This window comes from Mycolicibacterium sp. SMGY-1XX, from assembly GCF_059132455.1.
In genome coordinates this window covers 1,694,639-1,712,503 of sequence record NZ_CP101139.1, presented here as the reverse complement: position 1 = coordinate 1,712,503, position 17,865 = coordinate 1,694,639, and the positions used below count along the sequence as shown (strand labels likewise).

Here is a 17,865-nt window from a genome sequence, read left to right as displayed (position 1 = left end):
TCGTGAGAGGAGTTGAGTGGTCAGAGCGCCGCGGCTGAGGGGTTCACCGCAGCGGGGATCAGGGCGGCGTGGCCGGCGCGTACGCAGGCACCGACCATGTCGCCGGGCTTGGGAACGGGGCCGTAGGGGTCGAGATCGGCGGTGATCTCGGTGTCGCCCATGGAGATGTGCACGCTGTGACGCTGACCCAGGAAGCGCGACACCGTCACTTCCCCGCGACCGATCAGGTCATATCCCTCGTGCGGAACCTCCGCGCACAAGGCGATCTGCTCCGGGCGGACGACACACGTGGCCGCACCATCGGTGATCCGTTCGGATGCTCGTGCGCGAACCCGGAATTCGCCCCGCGAGACAGTGAAGACGTCGTGGGACCGGTCCAGTATGGCGACGTCGAGCAGGTTCGCCTGACCCAGGAACCGGGCAACGAAAAGGTCTGCGGGAGAACGGTAGATGTCTTCCGGTCGGCCGATCTGACAGATCTTGCCGTCCCGCATGACTCCCATCCGGTCGGACAGGATGAACGCTTCGTCCTGATCATGGGTTACGTAGATCGCCGTGGTGTTCGATTGCCGCTGGATACGGCGCACCTCGGCACCGAGGTCTTGTCGCAGGGCCCGGTCCAGCGCCCCGAGCGGCTCATCGAGCAGGAGCACACGGGGGGCCTGGGCGAGCGCGCGGGCCAGTGCGACACGCTGTTGCTGTCCGCCGCTGAGTTGGCCCGGCGAGCGGTCGCCGAGCCCCTCCAGGGCGACGAGTTCCAGCATCTCCTGCACCCGCCGATGTCTCGCGGCAGCATCCAAACGTCGTACCTTGAGCCCGAATTCGATGTTCTGGGCGACGGTGAGATGCGGGAACAACGCGTAGTTCTGGAAGACGAATCCGATGTCGCGCCGCTGGGTGGGGATGTGGGTGACGTCGTCGCCGTCGATGTCGACGCGCCCCCGGGTGGCGTCGAGCAGTCCGGCGATGATCCTCAGAAGGGTGGTCTTGCCCGAGCCGCTCGGGCCGAGAAGGGTGAAGAACTCACCTGCGTCGACGTGGAGGTTCGCGTCATCGAGTGCGGGCTTGCCGTCGTAGTCCAGCCCGACCGCCGTCGCGGTGACCTCACCGCGCGAGCCCCGGGAGTGTGCTGAATTGCTCATCTATGACTCCTGAACCTTGAGTGCACGGGTGTTCTTCAGCGCCGTCACGATGCCGCGAATCGCGAGGACGACCAGGACGGAGGTGACCAACAGCGAGGCCACGGCAGGAACGGTGGGGACGATCCCGCTTTCGAGGTACTTGTAGATGGTCACAGGGAGCGTCTTGGTGGGTCCGGTCTGGAGGAAGAGCGCGAGAACCACCTCGTCCCAGGAGGTCACGAAGGCGATGACGAACGCGCCTGCGACGCTGGGCAGGATCGCCTTGACCACCACCGCCCAGAAGGCGCGGGTGCGTGAGGCTCCCAGCGTCCAGGCCGCTTCCTCCAGTCCCTGATCTGCGCCGCTCATGGCGGCCGCGATCAAGGCGAAGGACAGCGGCGCGGCGATGACGGTGTGCGCCAGGATGAGACCCCATATCGTGCCCGTCAGCCCCAGTTGCAGCTGGACGTCGTACATGCCGATGGCGAGCAGGATCGCCGGGGTGATGATGGGCGCGAACGCCAACCCGGACAGAATCGCCTTTCCTGCTGTGGATTTCATCGCCCGCATCTGACGGGCCAGGATCAAACCGATGGCGATGGACAGCACCCCGGTGCCGATGCCGACCACCAGACTCTGCCCGATGGGTCCCATCCACGTCGACGTGGTGAACACCTCGGCGTACCACTGCAGGGTGAAGCCACGCGGCGGGAAGACCACGGTCCCGGTTTCTCCGACCGACAGAGGAAAGACGAACAGCACCGGGACAACCAGCATCGCGATGGTCAGGGCTGATACCACGGCGGACACCACCATGGGTGCCGACCAGCGGAAGGGTTGTTCGGCGCTGACTCCCTTGACCTGGACCGAGCCGACGCCCACCTTGAACTCGCCGGTGAGGCGAACCACCCCGATGTAACAGATCACGGTGGCCACCAGCAGCAGGATGCCCATCGCGCTGGCGACAGCCCAGCGGTAGACGTCGATCTGCTGCTGGATGTAGACCGAGATGGTCTGCTCGGACGGACCGCCGAGGATTGCGGGGACGAGGAAGAACCCCAAGGCCAGGATGAAGATCAGCAGCCCGCCGCTGATGAGAGACGACCGGATCAACGGGACATACACCGTGAAGAAGGTGCGAGCGGCGGAGGCGCCCATGGTGCGGGCGGCCAGCAGGACGTTGGTGTCCACGGCGACCATGCCGGCGTAGAGCACCAGGATCATGTACGGCAGCAGGTACATGACCGTGCCCACCAGCGTTCCCGCGGGCGTGTACAGCAGCTCGAGCGAACCGAGAGGCCCGTTGGGGCTGAGGATCGAGGTGACGGAGAAGAGCCGCACCACGATCGAGATCCAGAACGGCACCAGCACCAGCAGGAGCACCAGCGTGGCGGTGCGCCTCTTGAGGCGCGAGATGAAGTACGCAGTCGGAAATGCCAACAAGATGGTGAGCACGGTCGAGTTGACCGCGAGGACGACGGTGCGCCACTCGACGAGCAGTAGGAAATCGTCCTGGAACAACTGGAGATAGGCGTCCAGGGTCCACTTCGGCGCCGCCGCGTCGAACCGGCCCTGCTCGCTGACACTGCGCAAGAACACCGTCAGGATCGGCCAGAGGAAGAACAGGCCGTAGATCACCGCGACGGGAAGCATGAGGGCGACACGAACACCGCGCGACCCGCGACGGGAGCGCCGCGCGGACGCGCCTGCGTCTCCGTCGGCACCGGCGCCTCCAACATAGTAGTTTGTCCAGACATGACTTCATCTCCCGAATTTTGAAACAACGTACCAATTCTTTGTTTCGGAGATGTGTCCTTTGGAAGAACCGGGTTAACTCGCCGCCGCCGTCGAGTAGATGACGTAGACCTTGCGAACGGTCTCGGTGACGTCCCACTCGCCGCTCCAACCCGGCTTCAGCGAGACCGTCACCCCGGCACGGATATCGGTGGTCGAACCGTCGGGGTGCGTCAGTGTGCCGCGGCCGGAGACGAAGTGCATGACTTCCCCGCTGGTGGGCTTCACCGACAGGAAGCGGCCCGGGGTGACCTCCCAGACGCCGATCTCCATACCGTCGGTGTCGACGAGCACACGCTCCGAGCACCGCGGCGCTCCGGCGACGATCCGCGACGGCGGATCCGACGGCGCGAGGGCCACCTCCGCGACGTCGAGCGAGGAGAACAAGGAGTTATCAGCAGTCATCACAACGCCTTTCGGGAGTGTTCGGCAAGAGCGGCGGCATTCACCACCGACGGCACCACACCGCCGGTGAGGACGGCGGCGCAGCGGGAGGCCAGCAGTCCGCGAAGGCGGGGTTCCGAGCGCTCCGAGTACCAGGCGACATGGCTGGTCACCACGAGGTTCGGCGCGGACAGCGCCGGATCGTCCGGCGCAGGCGGTTCGGCTTCGAGCACGTCGAGGGCCGCGCCGCCCAGAGCGCCCGCCGCCAGCGCCTCCGCCAGTGCGCGCGTATCGATCAGGCCACCGCGTGAGACGTTGACCAGGTGGGCCGTGGGCTTCATCAACGCCAGCGCCGCGGCGTCGATGAGGTGGTGAGTGACGGCGCTGAGCGTGCAGGGTCACGACATCCGCGTGGGCGAGCACGCCCTCGAGGGGAAGCAACTCCGCCGCATCGGACGTATCGACAAACGGGTCATACGCCACCACACGCCCGAAGAAGGGTTTCAGCAAACGAATGGTCTCGCGTCCGATGCGCCCGAGACCCACCACTCCGAGCGTCGACTCCGACAGCGCCGGGATCGGGGTGAGATCGCGCCAACGCGCCCACCCGCCCTGGCGGATGAGCCGATCCGCTTGCGGAACCCGACGAACGGACGCCAGAGCCAGGGCGGCCGCATGCGTTGCCACCTCTTCTTCGCAGTAGTCGGGAACATTGACCACCCGGATGCCACGCCCGGTGGCTGCCTCCACATCGATGGTGTCGATGCCGACCCCGTACCGCCCGATCACCCGCCAGCTGGGGTGTCGGTCCATCTCGTCGGGACCGATGGTCGCAAATTGCACCAGGACTCCATCGGCGTCTCCGGCGTCTCGGTCGCCGGCACGCACATCGAATACCGAGACCCCGGACTCGGCCGCCGCATCGCGCTCGACGTGGATGTCGCCATAAGACGTATCCAGAACTGCCAGAGACAGATTCACAGCCTCACCGCCTTCATCAGAGCTTCGGTCAGGACCCGGACCCGGTCGGGGTCACGCGAGGCCGCGAGCTCCCCTCCCATGCCGACGACGCTGGCTCCCGCGCGTAGATAGTCGGGCGCCGTGGCGATCGACACGCCACCGGAGACGAGGAAGTCCGCTTCGGGATAAGGCGCCCGGAGGTCGCGAATGTAGGACGGCCCCATCCGGGCGGCCGGGAACAGCTTGAGCAGCGGCGCGCCGCTGCCGAGCGCGGCATCCACCTCCGAGGGCGTCAGCACCGCGGGTACATGCAGAATCCCTTGTCGCCGGGCCGAATCGGCGACCTCGGGCGATGCGCTCGGCGAGATGAGGTACTGCGCGCCCGCTGCGACGGCATCTTCGGCCTGGGAGGCACGACGAACCGTGCCGGCGCCCACCAGGAGTTCGGGGTGCCGCGCCCGCAGTCGCGCGATCGTCGCATAGGCATCGGTTGCCACCAGGCTCACTTCGATGACGCGCAGCCCCCCGGAGACGAAGGCGTCCAGTACCGCGTCGGCAATGCGCTCGGCGCGCAGCAGCACCAGCGCCCGCTCGGCTCGGATGCGGCCCAGCGTCTCAGCGGCGCTCATCGCACCATCACCGCCCGCGGATCGTCGAGGACGGCGCGCAGCTCAGGCTCCGAGAACGCCGCGGTGTCACCGTCGACGGTGCAGGCCATTGCGGCCAGCGCCACTCCGGCGGACAACGCGTCATCGGGGCTCTCTCCCGCGGTGATGCTCCACAGCAGTCCCGCCATGAACGCATCCCCTGCCCCGAATCGGTCCACCACGTCGGTTCTCAACGCCGGCACCCGCCACTGGCCGTGGCCGGACGCCGCGGCAGCGCCGTCCGACGAGTCGGTGACCACCACCAGCTCCGCGTCCGGCGCATAGCGCTCACGCAGGGCCCCTGCACACTGCTGCACAGGACCGGCGAGGCCGAACAGAGTGCGGGCGTCCCTCGCAGCGCAAACCAGGACGTCAGCCGCTCTCAGCAAAGGCGGCAGCGCTGCCGCAGCCGCAGCGGGTGACCACAGAAGGGCTCGGTAGTTGACATCAACGGCAATGCGAATTCCCCGCTGACGCGCCTCGGCAACAAGGTGCCCGAGGCGCGTAGCGGGGCCCTCGCCGAGAGCGGCGGTGATCCCACTGACAACCAGAGTGTCAGCACCGGCCAAGACGCCGGGCGCTGTATCCGAGACGGCGAAGGCGCTGCCCGCGCGGTCATAGACCACGCGGTGCCCGCGAGGCGCGCAGGCCTGCTCGACGAAGTACAACCCGATGCGCGCGCCGGACACGCGGCTGATGCTGTCGGTGAGCACACCGTGGGCCCGCAGCTCGGTGAGAACCTTGTCTCCGACAAAGGAATCCGGGATCGCGCTGATGAAGCGGGTCGTCCTGCCCAGAGCCGCCAGTGCGACGGCCACGTTGAGTTCGGCACCGCCAACTGCGACACCGAGCGCGGCACCGTTCTTGATCTGCCGCCCGGCACCCGAGCTCAGTCGCAGCAGGGGCTCCCCGTACGTCGCGATCATCGCATCCACCATTCGCCATTCAGATTTTGAAACAGCGTTCCATATGTCTGACAGGTGGTCAATCGGAACTTCTCGCCGCACGCCGCGAGCACGTTGCATCGAGATCGGTCAAGTCGGTGGGTTCAAGAAGGTGCACGAGCGCTACGGACTCCGCCGGTGGGCGCACGGGTTCGCAGCCGGCGCCGCGTTCGTCCACTCGCTCGACCCGCGTGATCGCGGCGCGTGCTACCGCAGGAGCTCACCTTCCGAGCCCCGCGTGCCACCGCCGGCGCCCACACGGGCCGAACCGCAGCGGATCGCCGAAAGCTGGTCCAGAAACCCCGACGACCACATGGGAAGCAGTCGGATTCACCTCGCGCGCATCATCTTTCGGCCATGCTCGGACCAATGGATGCCGTTGGATCGGCCGTGTAGCACCCCGGACCGCAGCCGCGTCAGGCCAAGCTCTTGCCGGACAAGTTTTTTCGTGGAGAATCCGGGCGGTCTCGCGTTACCTGAGCACGAAGTCCGACACCGGCGATACCCGGTGAGCCCCGCTCTAGAGCCGGGTGCTGCCCCACCACAACACGTTCGCGCCGGTGAGCGACTGCTCGGCCTGGCTGACCGCACTCAGTACCGACTGGCCGAGCACCGAGGCCACCGCCTGCGGCAGTGACGCGGCGGCCGGCTGCGACGACGGCTTGGGTCGCAGTGCGTCCAGCAGCGACGAGCCCGGGTAGCTGGCGATGGTGACCTTGGCGTCGGCGTCGAAGCCGGCGAGCACAGCGGCTCGGCGGACGGCGGTGCGCAGGCCGCCGAGTTCGTCGACCAGGCCGTGCTCGAGTGCGTCGGCACCGGTCCACACGCGGCCGCGGGCCACCGCGTCCACGGCATCGACCTCGAGGTTGCGGCCGGCGGCCACCCGCTGGATGAAGTCGGTGTAGAACAAGTCGGCCTCGGCTTCGACCTGCTGTTGCTGCGCCTCGGTGAAGGGAGCGTTGACCGACCACGCGTCGGCATTGGCGTTGGTGCGCACACCGTCCGAGCCGACACCGAGCCGGTTCTTCAGATCCCGGGCGATGAGCTTGCCGGTGACCACGCCGATCGATCCGGTGATGGTGCCGGGGTTGGCGACGATCTTGTCGGCCGCCATCGAGACGTAGTAGCCGCCCGAGGCGGCGACGGCACCCATGGACGCGACCACCGGGGTACCGGCCTTTCTGGCGCGGACCACCTCACGCCAGATGGTCTCCGACCCGGTGACCGAGCCGCCGGGGCTTTCCACCCGCAACACGATGGCGTCGACGTCCTTGTCGGCGGCGGCCTCGCGCAGTGCGGCGGCAATGGTGTCCCCGCCCGCGCTGGAGTTACCGAAGGGCGACAGCCCCGGACCACCACGTCCGCTGACGATCGGGCCGGCCAGGGTCACCACGGCCACCTTGGGCGTTTTCTTGCGGCTCAGCGCCGGCAGGCCCTTGGGGGCATTGTTCTGCGCGACGGCCCTGGCATAACGGGACAGGAACAGCCGCGGCGGCGCACCGGCACCGTCGGCGTCACCGGTCTCGGGTGAAATCCCCTCGGCACCAACGAGTTCCGCGATCCGGGCGTAGGCTTCGTCCCGGAACCCGATCCGGTCCACCAGGCCGCCGGCCACCGCGTCGTCGCGCAGCAACGGGGCCCGGTCAGCCAGCGCGTCCACCTCGGCGAGGGCAATGCGGCGGGACTCGGCGACAGCCTTCCACACCTGGGCATGCAGGCTCTCCACCATCCGCGTGTCCGCCTCACGATGAGCGTCGGTGTAACGGTCCTGGGTGAAAAGATTTGCCGCGGACTTGTATTCGCCCCGGGCCACGAACTGCGCCTCGATGCCGGCCTTGTCGAGCGCGTCGCGCAGGAACAGCGCGTTGGTGGCGAAGCCCACCAGGCCGACGGTGCCCGACGGCTGCATCCACACCTCACCGAACGCCGAAGCCAGGTAGTAGGACAGCGTGCCGGGATAGGTCTCCGCCCACGCCAGCGACGGTTTCTCGGCGGTGAAGGCGGCGATCGCCTCCCGCAGTTCCTGCACCGGTCCGGCGGGAGCGGCCGGAATCTGAACGCGGGCAATGAGTCCCGCCACACGGGAATCCTCGGCGGCTCGATTGATGGCCGCCACGGCTTGCCGCAGTGTCATGGGACGGCCGCCACGGGTCAGCACCACCAGTGGATCGAAGCCGACGGTCTCCGGGGGCACGACGTCGAGATTGAGTTCGAGGATCACACCACCCGGCACACCGTGGTGACGTGCCGTGTCGACCTTGCGGGCGACTGCGCGCACTTCGTCGAGACCGGGAATGCGTCCGGGGATGCCGGAGAGAGCGAACATTCTTCGAGCGTACCGACCGCGCGCAGGTGCGGAACTAGGCTGGAAGCGGGCGCTCACCTGATTGCCCCACGAGTAGAAGGGACACCGAACCTGATGGATCTGCTGGTCGGCTACGACGGATCACCGGCTGCCAATACCGCGATCAGAGTCGGAACGAGGTTGTTCCCCTCCGCGCAGGCCCTCATCGCCTATGTGCAGACTCCGCCGTTCGCCGGGCGCGAGCTGCGCCGTCGGCTGCGGCTGAGCGCCCACAATGTCGCCGAGCTCTCCGAATCGGTGGAACGCGAGGGCAAGTTCGAGGCCGAATTGCTGGTCGAGACCGGGGTCGCGCTGGCTCGCAACGGAGGCTGGCAGGCCGAGCCGCTGGTGAAGCAGGCCTGGGGCGGTGAGGGGATCGGCCTGGCGCAACTCGCCGAGAGCCATTCGCCGGCGGCGGTGGTGGTCGGCTCGCGTGGGCTGACCGGCTCGGAGGCCGTGCTGGGCAGTGTCTCCGAGCTGCTGGTGGCGCATTCGCCGGTGCCGGTCCTGGTCGTCAGGCAGACGCTGCTCGCCGCCGAGTACGAGGCGCTGGCCGGTGGCCCCGTCGTCGTCGGCTTCGACCAGTCCGCCGGTGCCGCCGCGGCAGTGGCCACCGCGCAGAGCCTGTTCCCCACCCGCGACGTGCTGGCCGTCTCGGTGGCCTCCGATGACACCGCTCAAGCCTCGGCCGCCCCGCCGCAGGGGGTGAAGGTGCTCAGTACTGCACCACATCGCGGCCGCGGTTCGGGCGCCACCGCCGACACACTCATCGCCGCGGCCGACGAACACAACGCCGCCGCCATCGTCGTCGGTTCACGGGGTCGATCGGCGCTCAAGCGGGTGCTGCTGGGTAGCGTGGCCCGTTCGGTGCTGCACGGCTCGTGCCGTCCCGTCATCGTGGTCCCCTCGGCCGGCTGACCCTCAGCAGTGGAACGTGACCGTCTCCCCGGCCGGCGCCTTGCCCATGCGATGACCGCCGGCCGGTGAGGCCAGGTCGGGATGCCCGAAAGAGATCCCGAACAGCATCTTCATCGACCCGTCGATGCCCAGCACCTCGCGCACGGTGTCGGCGAAGAAACCCAGCAGGGTCTGGGGCACGCCGCTGAGCCCGTGGGCGGTGAGCGAGAGCAGGAAAGTCTGGGCGTACATACCGACGTCACCGGCGACCCGCACCCCGTCGTAGAGATCCGGCATGAACAGCAGGCAGGCGTGTGGCGCGCCGAAGAACTCGAGGTTGCGCAGCAGCGCCACCCTGCGGTCATCCTCGGCATCGCGCGTGATGCCGAGCGCCTGGTAGTAGGCGGACGCCTGCGCCACCTGCCGGTCGCGGTAGACGCCGTACAACTCGTCATAGGCCCAGGGGAAGTCCGGGGTCATCCTCTCCTGCCCCGCGGCCGCCAACAGGGCTGTGCTCAGCGCGTCGCGCGTTGCGCCGGAGACGATGTGCACGTCCCACGGTTGTATGTTGGCGTTCGAGGGAGCGTGCCGCGCGTCGTCGACAACACTGTGAATCACGGTGTCGGGCACCGGGGTCGGAAGGAAGCTTCGGATGGACCGGCGATCACGGACGACGTCGTGGAACGTCTTGGCTACCGGCACGATGGCCTCCCCTTTGCGTCACGGAATTATCTAGCGCACTAGACTCTAGCGTACGAGAGAACGTGGTGATGACGTCCCCTGATTCACGCCATTCGGTGAACAAGCAGCTGTCGTTCGCGCTCTACGGTGCGGCCAACCGGCTCATCCGGATGCACAAACAGTTCCTCGAGCCACTCGGTCTCACCTTCCCGCAGTATCTGGTGATGCTCGAACTGCTCGGCGGCACGAGGCCGTCGGTCGGCGAATTGGGCACCACTCTCGGGATGGACACCGGGACCATCACCCCACTGGTGAAACGGCTGGAGCAGGCCGGTCTGATCACCCGGCGACGCGACACCCGGGACGAACGGCGCGTCCTGGTGGAGTTGGCGCCCGCCGGTGAGGCGCTGCGTGACGACATCTGGGCGGTTCCGACGCAGATCCAGACGGCCTGCCAGATCAGCGACGAGCGCGCCAGCGAACTTCGCGAGGCACTCGACGACGTGGGCCGTCGCGACCAACCCTGACGCCGGAGAGCAAAAAGCCCCGCACGCCGAAGCGTGCGGGGCTCTTGTGTGCAGCTCTTACAGCTCGGTGGCGGAACCACCGGCGGCGGTGATCGCCTCGCGGGCGCTGCCGGAGAACTTGTTGGCGGTGACGTCGACCTTGGCGGACAGCTTGCCGTCGCCCAGAACCTTCACCAGCACGTTCTTGCGGACCAGGCCCTTGGCCACGAGCTCGTTGACACCGACGGTGCCGCCCTCGGGGAACGCCTTGGCGATGTCACCGACGTTGACCACGGCGTACTCGGTACGGAACCGGTTGCGGAAGCCCTTGAGCTTCGGCAGCCGCATGTGGATGGGCATCTGCCCACCCTCGAAGGTCACGGGCACGTTCTTGCGTGCCTTGGTGCCCTTGGTTCCGCGGCCCGCGGTCTTGCCCTTGGAGCCTTCACCGCGACCGACGCGGGTCTTGGCGGTCTTCGAGCCCGGAGCCGGCTTCAGATCGTGCAGCTTGATGACACTCACTTGACCTCCTCCACCTCTACCAGGTGATGAACGGCCTTGATGAGGCCACGCGTCTGAGCGTTGTCCTCACGTACGACCGACTGACGAATCTTGCGCAGACCCAGGGTCCGCAGGCTCTCGCGCTGCTTCCAGCGGGCACCGATGATGCCCCGCACCTGGGTGATCTTGAGTTCAGCCATGGTTATGCGCTTCCTTCACGCGCAGCCGCAGCGGCCAGCGCTTCGCTCTCGCGACGGGCGCGCAGCATGCCTGCCGGCGCGACGTCCTCGATGGGCAGGCCACGACGGGCCGCCACCTCTTCGGGACGCTGCAGCAGCTTGAGTGCGGCAACGGTGGCATGAACCACGTTGATCGCGTTGTCGCTGCCCAGCGACTTGGCCAGGATGTCGTGCACGCCCGCGCACTCCAGCACGGCGCGCGCGGCGCCACCGGCGATGACACCGGTACCGGCGCTGGCCGGACGCAGCATCACGACACCGGCAGCGGCTTCGCCCTGCACCGGGTGGGTGATGGTGCTGCCGATCAGCGGGACGCGGAAGAAGTTCTTGCGAGCTTCCTCGACACCCTTGGCGATGGCCGCGGGAACTTCCTTGGCCTTGCCGTAGCCGACGCCGACCATGCCCTTGCCGTCACCGACGATCACCAGGGCGGTGAAGCTGAAGCGCCGACCACCCTTGACGACCTTGGAGACGCGGTTGATGGTGACGACGCGCTCGATGTAGTTGCTCTTCTCGCGATCGTCGCGGCCGCCACGGCCACCACGGTCATCGCGGTTGCCACGCCCGCGGCCGCCGCGGTCATCGCGTCCGCCACGCTGGAAATCGGTACGGGTGCCGGCGGTGGGGGCGCCGGTGTTCGAGGCACTCGCCTCGGCACCTGAAGTCTGCTCCGCCATCATGCGGTCCTTCCGTTGTCAGTCATTTAGAACTCGAGTCCGTTCTCGCGGGCGGCGTCGGCCAGTGCCGCGATGCGGCCGCCGTAGCTGTAGCCACCACGGTCGAACACGATGGCGTCGACACCTGCGGCCTTGGCGCGCTCGGCGATCAGCTGACCGACGCGCACGCTCTGGGCCTTCTTGTCACCTTCGACGGCACGGACGTCGGCCTCGATGGACGACGCCGCGGCCACGGTGGTGCCGGTCAGGTCGTCCACCAGCTGCACGTGGATGTGCCGCGAGGAGCGGTTGACCACCAGGCGCGGCCGCTCGGCGGTACCGTGCACCTTCTTGCGCAGCCGGGCGTGGCGACGGATGCGGGCCACGCGACGGGTAGCGGAGATGTTCTGGCCCACCGGCTTACGGGCGGCGGCCTGTGTAGCTGTCTGAGCCATGGTTACTTACCTGTCTTTCCGACCTTGCGGCGGATCTGCTCACCCTCGTAGCGGATGCCCTTGCCCTTGTAGGGGTCGCTCTTCCGCAGCCGGCGGATGTTCGCCGCGATCTGGCCGACCTTCTGCTTGTCGATGCCGGTGATCGAGAACTTGGTGGGGGTCTCCACCGCGAACGTGACGCCCTCGGGGGCGGTGATCACGACGGGGTGGCTGTAGCCGAGCGCGAACTCCAGGTTGGTGCCCTTGAGCACGACGCGGTAGCCGACGCCGAAGATCTCCATCTTGGTGGTGTAGCCCTCGGTCACACCGGTCACCAGGTTGGCGATCAGCGTGCGGGACAGCCCGTGCAGCGAGCGGTTCTCCCGCTCGTCGTTCGGACGGGTGACGACGACAGCGCCGTCATCGTTACGGGAGACGTTGATCGGCTCCTTTACGTCGAGCGTCAGGGTGCCCTTGGGGCCCTTGACCGCAACGTTCTGCCCGTTGATGGTCACGTCGACACCGCTGGGGATGACGACCGGTTGCTTTCCAATACGCGACATGGTTCTGAACTCCTGTCCCGCTACCAGACGTACGCGAGGACTTCGCCGCCCACGCCCTGTCGTGATGCCTGACGATCGGTCAGCAGGCCCGAGGACGTGGAGATGATCGCCACGCCCAGGCCGCCGAGCACCTTCGGCAGGTTGGTCGATTTCGCGTAGACCCGCAGACCGGGCTTGGACACCCGTCGCAGGCCGGCGATGCTGCGCTCACGGCTGGGGCCGTACTTGAGCTGGACCACCAGAGACTTGCCCACGCGGGCATCCTCGGTGCGGTAGTCGCTGATGTAGCCCTCGGACTTGAGGATCTCGGCGATGTTGGCCTTGATCTTCGAGTGGGGCAGAGTCACTTCGTCGTGATACGCCGAGTTGGCGTTGCGCAGACGCGTCAAGAAGTCTGCGATCGGATCCGTCATTGTCATGACAGCGGTGTCACCTTCCTCGCGGCGGTTCCCCTGGGCGGAAATCCCTTGGAGGCCTGCCGCGCACCTGTGTTAGGAGTTTGAATGTCTCTTCGGTTACCAGCTGGACTTCTGCACGCCGGGCAGTTCGCCCGCATGAGCCATCTCACGCAGGCAGATCCGGCACAGTCCGAACTTGCGGAAAACCGCGTGCGGGCGACCGCACCTGTTGCACCGCGTGTAGGCGCGCACCGCGAACTTGGGCTTCTTGTTGGCCTTGTTGACCAGAGCTTTCTTTGCCATCTGCTCAGTTCTCCTTGAACGGGAAACCGAGGGCCCGCAGCAGAGCACGCCCCTCGTCGTCGTTGGTCGCCGAGGTGACGACGGTGATGTCCATACCGCGGGGGCGGTCGATGGAGTCCACGTCGATCTCGTGGAACATCGACTGCTCGTTGAGCCCGAACGTGTAGTTGCCGGTGCCGTCGAACTGCTTGGCGCTCAGGCCGCGGAAGTCGCGGATACGCGGAAGCGCGATCGAGATGAGCCGGTCCAGGAACTCCCACATCCGGTCGCCACGCAGCGTGACGCGCGCGCCGATCGGCATGCCCTCGCGCAGCTTGAACTGGGCGATGGACTTGCGGGCCTTGCGGATCTCGGGCTTCTGGCCGGTGATCAGAGCCAGGTCGTTGACCGCGCCGTTGATCAGCTTGGCGTCGCGCGCGGCGTCACCGACACCCATGTTGACGACGACCTTCACCACGCCGGGGATCTGCATGACGTTGGCGTACTTGAACTCGTTGTTCAGCGCGTCCTTGATTTCCTCGCGGTAACGCTGCTTCAGCCGAGGCTGCACCTTCTCGGTGTTCTCTACCGTGGTCATATCTCTCAGAGGTCCTTGCCGTTGCTCTTGGCGATGCGGACGTTCTTGCCGGTCTCGTCGTCGCGACGGACACCGACGCGGGTCGGCTTGCCGTCGGAGTCGATGACCATCACGTTCGACACGTGGATCGGGGCTTCCTGGGTGACGATGCCGCCCGAGGACGCTCCCCGCTCGTTGGCCGAGACCGCCGTGTGCTTCTTGATGCGGTTGACGCCCTCGACGAGGACGCGTTCACGCTCGGGGTACGCCACCAGGACCTTGCCCTTGGCGCCCTTGTCCTTGCCCGAGATGACGAGCACGGTGTCGCCTTTACGGACCTTCATTTACAAAACCTCCGGAGCCAGCGAGACGATCTTCATGAAGCGCTTCTCACGCAGCTCGCGCCCGACCGGGCCGAAGATGCGGGTGCCGCGCGGATCGTTGTCGGCCTTGATGATGACGGCGGCGTTCTCGTCGAACTTGATGTAGCTGCCGTCGGCGCGGCGACGTTCCTTCACGGTGCGCACCACGACGGCCTTGACGACATCGCCACGCTTGACGTTGCCGCCGGGGATGGCGTCCTTGACGGTCGCCACGATGACATCACCGATGCCGGCGTAGCGCCGCGACGAGCCACCGAGCACACGGATGCACAAGATCTCCTTGGCGCCCGTGTTGTCGGCGACCTTGAGCCGCGATTCCTGCTGAATCACTAGATCTCCTCAGACCTGATTTTTGCGTGTGCACGCCAGAACACCGACCCGCCCGTTTCCGGGCAGGCGAATAACCTGTCGTGCGCGGTCTTCTACTTCTTGAGCTGTCGAAAGGCACGCAGGGCCACCTCCCAGAGCACAGGAGACAGCCGAGGTCTGCCCACGGCAACCCCTAGAGTCTAGGTGACAGGCAGCTTTGCACCAAATCCCGGCCTTTTCCGAGGGATCTGCGGAGCCTCAGCGGCGCTCGAACTCCCTCATACCGTGCGCCTCCAGGGCCGCGGCCGCCGCCAACACTGTCACATCTGCGTGACGCCGCCCGACGATCTGCAGGCCCACCGGCGCCCCACCCGCCATACCGGCCGGAACGGAGACGGCCGGCTGACCGGTGAGATTGAACGGGAAGGTGGCCGCCAGCGCACCCCAGTGGTCCACCACTCGGCCGGCGATCTCGGTGGGCATGGGCCCGTCGGCCGCGAACGCCGGCACCGTCGTCGCGGGAGTGAGCAGGAGATCGACGGTCTCGAACGCCGCGGCCAGGTCGGCGACGAGCCGGGCACGCGCCTCATGCGCCTGCACCAGCGCTTCGATGTCCAACGCCGCCGCGGCCTCGACGTAACGCCGCACAGCCGGATGGACGTCGCGATCGTCGGCCTGCGAACCGACCTGCACGTAGGCGTCCGGTGCCGTCAAAGTGCGGAACGCGCCGCCGCAGGCCGGATCGATGGAGACGTCGGCGTCGACGCGGACGGCTCCCGTGGCGTCGAAGAACCTCTCCGCGGCCGATTCGGCGACCCTCGCCACCTCCGGATCGCACGGCCCGAGCGTCGACGTGAAGGCCACCCGCAGGGAGGTGAAATCCGTTGTCAGCAAACGCTTTTCGAAACCGTGCGGCGGCGCGGGCAGAGATGCCCGGTCATGATCGTCGACCCCGCACACACAGTCCAGGAACCGGGCGGTGTCGGCGACGGTGCGGGTCAGCACACCGTAGTGGTCGTTGTCGCCGGTGCCGCGGTGCTGCGGTCCGCGTGGAACCAGGCCGTAGGTGGCCTTGAAACCCACCAGCCCGCAGTAGGACGCCGGGATGCGCAGCGACCCGGCACCGTCGGTGCCGGTGGCCACCGGCACCATGCCGGCGGCCACGGCGGCCGCCGATCCGCCGCTGGAGCCGCCGGGGGTGAGGTCGGTGTTCCACGGATTGCGGGTGACGCCGTGCAGCGTCGAGGCGGTGTAGGAGGCTCGGCCGAACTCCGGGGAGGCGGTGACTCCGATCGGCACCGCGCCGGCCGCGATCGCGCGCGACACCAGGGTGCATGTGTGATCGGCGATCCTCTCGGCGTACAGCGTGCTGCCCATCGCGAACGGCCAGCCCGTGACTGGCTGCAGTTCCTTGACCCCCATGGGCACCCCGGCCAACGGACCGGGGTCGTCCCCGCGGGCCACGGCGCGGTCCACCTCGGCGGCCCATTCGAGTGCCCGGTCACCGTCGACGTGTACGAATGCGTTGAGCTCGGGATTGCCCGCCTCGACGAGCGCCAGGGCGTGTTCGACCGTCTCGTGCGCACTCGTCTCGCCCGAGCGGACTCGTTCCGCGGTCTCGATCAGGGTCGCGGCGCTGCCCAGGCCCACCGCGCCGTTCACAGCAGCAGCACCGATGCCACCGTGGTGGCCACCAGGAGACCGCACACCACAGGGATGAACAACCGCCGGGCCAAGTCCATGACCGAGACACCGGTGAGACCGGCGACCACGATGAGTGAGGACCAGATCACCAGCGTCCCGCCGCCGGTCCAGCTGGCCCCGTTCTGCGCGATCGCCGCCAGGGTGGCGACGTCGGCGCCCGAGCCCTCGCCCAGCGAGGCAGCCAGCGACCCGGTGAACGGCAAACCCGGCCAGCCGCTGCCGTCCAGTCCGATCACCATGCCGATCAGCAGCATGGCGAACGCGGCGAACATCGGCACCTGCGGAATGTAGGGCTCGACCGTGGCGACAGCATCCAGCAGGAACGCCGGTGCGGGTCCGTCCGGCGCGAGGCCCAGGATGGCGCCGGAGTAGTCCGACAACCCGATGTAGACGAAGCCCGCAACCGGTATCACCATCCCCATCGAGCGGAACGAGAAGGTGATTCCGTCGGTGAAATGCTGACCGACGTCGCCCAGCCAGTTCTTGCGGCTCACCAGCACGGCGATGACCACCAACGCCAGAGCGGCGGCGCCCCCGACCAGCGGCGCCCCCAGCCCTTCGTCGATATCGGGGACCAGCGTGGTGAAGCGACCCAGCAGCATGAAGGCCAACAGGGCCGCGAACAAGGTGGGCACCCCGACCGCGATGATTCGCGCCTTGGTCGACGGTGGCTGCTCTTCTGCCGAGTTCGCGGCCTCTCCCCCGGCGCCGGTGGTGCGCACGATGGTGGAGTGTGCCCGCGTGGGGACGGGATCGCCACCGCCTGCCTGGGCGGTGGCGGTGGGCCGCGGCGAATCGGCGGACGCCTCGGCGACAGGGAGGGCGACGGCGGCCGCGGCCACCGGGTCGAGCATCTTGGTGCGCACGTCGCGGAAGTAGGCAAGGGTCAGGGCCACCACGCCGGCGATCAGCGCGATGATCGTGGCGCGCCCGGCGATCAGGCCGGCGGACACGTCTGCACCCTCGGCGGACAACGACGGCGCGACGCCCATGACGAGATCGGAGCTGAGCGCCATCCCCTGGCCGGCGATGGCGATCGCCAGCGCGGCACCGAACGGCGGAAGTCCGACGCGGATGGCCGCCGGGAGCAGGATCGCGGCGATCAAGGGCAGTACCGGAGTGGGCCAGAACGACAGCGACAGCAGGAACGTCACCACCGCCAGCACCACGTAGGAGATGTGGCCGTTGCGGAACAGACCCCGCAGCGGCCGGATCATCACGGTGTCCGCGCCGGCCTGGCGCACCGCCCCCAACATCGCTGTCACCAGCGCGATGATGATGAAGATGGGCAAGAGCTCGCGGGTGCCGATGATGGCCGCGTTGAACACGGCCCCCAATCCGGCGGTGACGCTGCCCGAGAACGCCAGCCCGGTCAGGAAGGTGGCGACGATTGCCGGCGCGATGACGTTCTTCTTCGCGATCACCGTGGCGATGAGCACCGCCAGGCCGAGCAGGTATGTCCAGTGGGCAATCGACACGACATCACCATCCATTCGAAAGACTGCGGTCGCCGGGTGCTGCCGTCGAGATGGGGTGCGACC

21 protein-coding genes and 1 pseudogene are annotated in these 17,865 nt (G+C 67.6%); 2 read left to right on the top strand and 20 right to left on the bottom strand.

Going from position 1 to position 17,865, the window contains the following annotated elements:
- Nucleotides 1-20: 20 nt before the first annotated feature.
- From NL241_RS08425 to sppA, 7 genes and pseudogenes are all read right to left on the bottom strand, one after another.
- Nucleotides 21-1,142: an ABC transporter ATP-binding protein gene (locus tag NL241_RS08425; protein ID WP_487690863.1), complete on the bottom strand. Its 1,122-nt coding sequence runs from the start codon at nucleotides 1,140-1,142 to the stop codon at nucleotides 21-23.
- A complete protein-coding gene (locus NL241_RS08420) occupies nucleotides 1,143-2,774 on the bottom strand; it encodes an ABC transporter permease subunit (RefSeq protein ID WP_494397285.1) in 1,632 nt (543 codons plus the stop codon).
- Nucleotides 2,775-2,951: 177 nt separating this feature from the next.
- A complete protein-coding gene (locus NL241_RS08415) occupies nucleotides 2,952-3,320 on the bottom strand; it encodes a cupin domain-containing protein (RefSeq protein WP_494397284.1) in 369 nt (122 codons plus the stop codon).
- Nucleotides 3,320-4,187 (bottom strand): annotated as a pseudogene (locus tag NL241_RS08410) (NAD(P)-dependent oxidoreductase). The gene NL241_RS08415 and the pseudogene NL241_RS08410 overlap by 1 nt, the downstream one beginning before the upstream one ends.
- 89 nt (nucleotides 4,188-4,276) lie before the next feature.
- On the bottom strand, nucleotides 4,277-4,888 hold the full coding sequence (locus NL241_RS08405) for a bifunctional 4-hydroxy-2-oxoglutarate aldolase/2-dehydro-3-deoxy-phosphogluconate aldolase (protein ID WP_487690855.1): 612 nt from the start codon (nucleotides 4,886-4,888) through the stop codon (nucleotides 4,277-4,279).
- A complete protein-coding gene (locus NL241_RS08400; RefSeq protein ID WP_494397283.1) occupies nucleotides 4,885-5,832 on the bottom strand; it encodes a sugar kinase in 948 nt (315 codons plus the stop codon). The genes NL241_RS08405 and NL241_RS08400 overlap by 4 nt, the downstream gene beginning before the upstream one ends.
- A gap of 538 nt (nucleotides 5,833-6,370) precedes the next feature.
- Nucleotides 6,371-8,176, bottom strand: a complete 1,806-nt coding sequence (gene sppA / locus NL241_RS08395) for a signal peptide peptidase SppA (protein WP_494397282.1) — start codon at nucleotides 8,174-8,176, stop codon at nucleotides 6,371-6,373.
- Nucleotides 8,177-8,269: 93 nt separating this feature from the next.
- On the opposite strand from sppA, the gene NL241_RS08390 reads away from it, so the two are divergent.
- Nucleotides 8,270-9,112: a universal stress protein gene (locus tag NL241_RS08390; RefSeq protein ID WP_494397281.1), complete on the top strand. Its 843-nt coding sequence runs from the start codon at nucleotides 8,270-8,272 to the stop codon at nucleotides 9,110-9,112.
- Nucleotides 9,113-9,115: 3 nt separating this feature from the next.
- On the opposite strand, the gene NL241_RS08385 is transcribed toward NL241_RS08390, so the two are convergent.
- Nucleotides 9,116-9,793, bottom strand: coding sequence for a nitroreductase (locus NL241_RS08385; RefSeq protein ID WP_494397280.1), 678 nt, complete (start codon nucleotides 9,791-9,793; stop codon nucleotides 9,116-9,118).
- A gap of 68 nt (nucleotides 9,794-9,861) precedes the next feature.
- Here NL241_RS08385 and NL241_RS08380 point away from each other — a divergent pair, with 68 nt between their 5' ends.
- Nucleotides 9,862-10,299: a MarR family winged helix-turn-helix transcriptional regulator gene (locus NL241_RS08380; protein ID WP_487690845.1), complete on the top strand. Its 438-nt coding sequence runs from the start codon at nucleotides 9,862-9,864 to the stop codon at nucleotides 10,297-10,299.
- Nucleotides 10,300-10,356: 57 nt separating this feature from the next.
- Here the strand turns inward: NL241_RS08380 and rplO are convergent, their stop codons facing one another.
- The 12 genes from rplO to NL241_RS08320 all read right to left on the bottom strand — a co-directional run bounded on the left by rplO (nucleotide 10,357) and on the right by NL241_RS08320 (nucleotide 17,802).
- Nucleotides 10,357-10,800: a 50S ribosomal protein L15 gene (gene rplO, locus NL241_RS08375; protein WP_487690843.1), complete on the bottom strand. Its 444-nt coding sequence runs from the start codon at nucleotides 10,798-10,800 to the stop codon at nucleotides 10,357-10,359.
- Nucleotides 10,797-10,979 carry a 50S ribosomal protein L30 gene (rpmD, locus tag NL241_RS08370; RefSeq protein WP_487690841.1) on the bottom strand — a complete coding sequence of 61 codons (183 nt, stop codon included), beginning with the start codon at nucleotides 10,977-10,979 and terminating at the stop codon, nucleotides 10,797-10,799. The genes rplO and rpmD overlap by 4 nt, the downstream gene beginning before the upstream one ends.
- A 2-nt stretch (nucleotides 10,980-10,981) precedes the next feature.
- Nucleotides 10,982-11,698 (bottom strand): 30S ribosomal protein S5, encoded by a 717-nt coding sequence (rpsE, locus tag NL241_RS08365; protein ID WP_494397279.1) that lies wholly within the window; start codon nucleotides 11,696-11,698, stop codon nucleotides 10,982-10,984.
- Between the two features lie 23 nt (nucleotides 11,699-11,721).
- The gene (gene rplR, locus NL241_RS08360; protein ID WP_494397278.1) at nucleotides 11,722-12,129 is read right to left on the bottom strand and encodes a 50S ribosomal protein L18; all 408 of its coding nucleotides are present in this window, start codon (nucleotides 12,127-12,129) and stop codon (nucleotides 11,722-11,724) included.
- 2 nt (nucleotides 12,130-12,131) lie between these two features.
- On the bottom strand, nucleotides 12,132-12,671 hold the full coding sequence (gene rplF, locus NL241_RS08355) for a 50S ribosomal protein L6 (protein WP_487690837.1): 540 nt from the start codon (nucleotides 12,669-12,671) through the stop codon (nucleotides 12,132-12,134).
- Between the two features lie 20 nt (nucleotides 12,672-12,691).
- Nucleotides 12,692-13,090 (bottom strand): 30S ribosomal protein S8, encoded by a 399-nt coding sequence (rpsH, locus tag NL241_RS08350; protein ID WP_487690835.1) that lies wholly within the window; start codon nucleotides 13,088-13,090, stop codon nucleotides 12,692-12,694.
- A gap of 96 nt (nucleotides 13,091-13,186) precedes the next feature.
- Nucleotides 13,187-13,372, bottom strand: coding sequence for a type Z 30S ribosomal protein S14 (locus NL241_RS08345; RefSeq protein ID WP_019510998.1), 186 nt, complete (start codon nucleotides 13,370-13,372; stop codon nucleotides 13,187-13,189).
- A 4-nt stretch (nucleotides 13,373-13,376) separates the two neighbouring features.
- Nucleotides 13,377-13,949 (bottom strand): 50S ribosomal protein L5, encoded by a 573-nt coding sequence (gene rplE / locus NL241_RS08340; RefSeq protein WP_487690833.1) that lies wholly within the window; start codon nucleotides 13,947-13,949, stop codon nucleotides 13,377-13,379.
- 5 nt (nucleotides 13,950-13,954) lie between these two features.
- Complete coding sequence (rplX, locus tag NL241_RS08335; RefSeq protein ID WP_487690831.1) at nucleotides 13,955-14,272, bottom strand: 50S ribosomal protein L24; 318 nt, start codon at nucleotides 14,270-14,272, stop codon at nucleotides 13,955-13,957.
- On the bottom strand, nucleotides 14,273-14,641 hold the full coding sequence (gene rplN, locus NL241_RS08330; protein WP_003883432.1) for a 50S ribosomal protein L14: 369 nt from the start codon (nucleotides 14,639-14,641) through the stop codon (nucleotides 14,273-14,275).
- Nucleotides 14,642-14,878: 237 nt separating this feature from the next.
- The gene (locus tag NL241_RS08325; protein ID WP_494397277.1) at nucleotides 14,879-16,282 is read right to left on the bottom strand and encodes an amidase; all 1,404 of its coding nucleotides are present in this window, start codon (nucleotides 16,280-16,282) and stop codon (nucleotides 14,879-14,881) included.
- Nucleotides 16,279-17,802 carry a permease gene (locus NL241_RS08320; protein ID WP_494397276.1) on the bottom strand — a complete coding sequence of 508 codons (1,524 nt, stop codon included), beginning with the start codon at nucleotides 17,800-17,802 and terminating at the stop codon, nucleotides 16,279-16,281. The genes NL241_RS08325 and NL241_RS08320 overlap by 4 nt, the downstream gene beginning before the upstream one ends.
- Nucleotides 17,803-17,865 lie beyond the last annotated feature (63 nt).

Excerpts from the sequence above, each read along its gene's own strand:
- NL241_RS08425 (WP_487690863.1), bottom strand. The coding sequence starts at position 1,142 with ATGAGCAATTCAGCACACTCCCGGGGCTCGCGCGGTGAGGTCACCGCG.
- NL241_RS08420 (WP_494397285.1), bottom strand. The coding sequence starts at position 2,774 with ATGCTTCCCGTCGCGGTGATCTACGGCCTGTTCTTCCTCTGGCCGATC.
- NL241_RS08415 (WP_494397284.1), bottom strand. The coding sequence starts at position 3,320 with ATGACTGCTGATAACTCCTTGTTCTCCTCGCTCGACGTCGCGGAGGTG.
- NL241_RS08405 (WP_487690855.1), bottom strand. The coding sequence starts at position 4,888 with ATGAGCGCCGCTGAGACGCTGGGCCGCATCCGAGCCGAGCGGGCGCTG.
- NL241_RS08400 (WP_494397283.1), bottom strand. The coding sequence starts at position 5,832 with ATGATCGCGACGTACGGGGAGCCCCTGCTGCGACTGAGCTCGGGTGCC.
- sppA (WP_494397282.1), bottom strand. The coding sequence starts at position 8,176 with ATGTTCGCTCTCTCCGGCATCCCCGGACGCATTCCCGGTCTCGACGAA.
- NL241_RS08390 (WP_494397281.1), top strand. The coding sequence starts at position 8,270 with ATGGATCTGCTGGTCGGCTACGACGGATCACCGGCTGCCAATACCGCG.
- NL241_RS08380 (WP_487690845.1), top strand. The coding sequence starts at position 9,862 with ATGACGTCCCCTGATTCACGCCATTCGGTGAACAAGCAGCTGTCGTTC.
- rpmD (WP_487690841.1), bottom strand. The coding sequence starts at position 10,979 with ATGGCTGAACTCAAGATCACCCAGGTGCGGGGCATCATCGGTGCCCGC.
- rpsE (WP_494397279.1), bottom strand. The coding sequence starts at position 11,698 with ATGATGGCGGAGCAGACTTCAGGTGCCGAGGCGAGTGCCTCGAACACC.
- rplR (WP_494397278.1), bottom strand. The coding sequence starts at position 12,129 with ATGGCTCAGACAGCTACACAGGCCGCCGCCCGTAAGCCGGTGGGCCAG.
- rplF (WP_487690837.1), bottom strand. The coding sequence starts at position 12,671 with ATGTCGCGTATTGGAAAGCAACCGGTCGTCATCCCCAGCGGTGTCGAC.
- rpsH (WP_487690835.1), bottom strand. The coding sequence starts at position 13,090 with ATGACAATGACGGATCCGATCGCAGACTTCTTGACGCGTCTGCGCAAC.
- NL241_RS08345 (WP_019510998.1), bottom strand. The coding sequence starts at position 13,372 with ATGGCAAAGAAAGCTCTGGTCAACAAGGCCAACAAGAAGCCCAAGTTC.
- rplE (WP_487690833.1), bottom strand. The coding sequence starts at position 13,949 with ATGACCACGGTAGAGAACACCGAGAAGGTGCAGCCTCGGCTGAAGCAG.
- rplX (WP_487690831.1), bottom strand. The coding sequence starts at position 14,272 with ATGAAGGTCCGTAAAGGCGACACCGTGCTCGTCATCTCGGGCAAGGAC.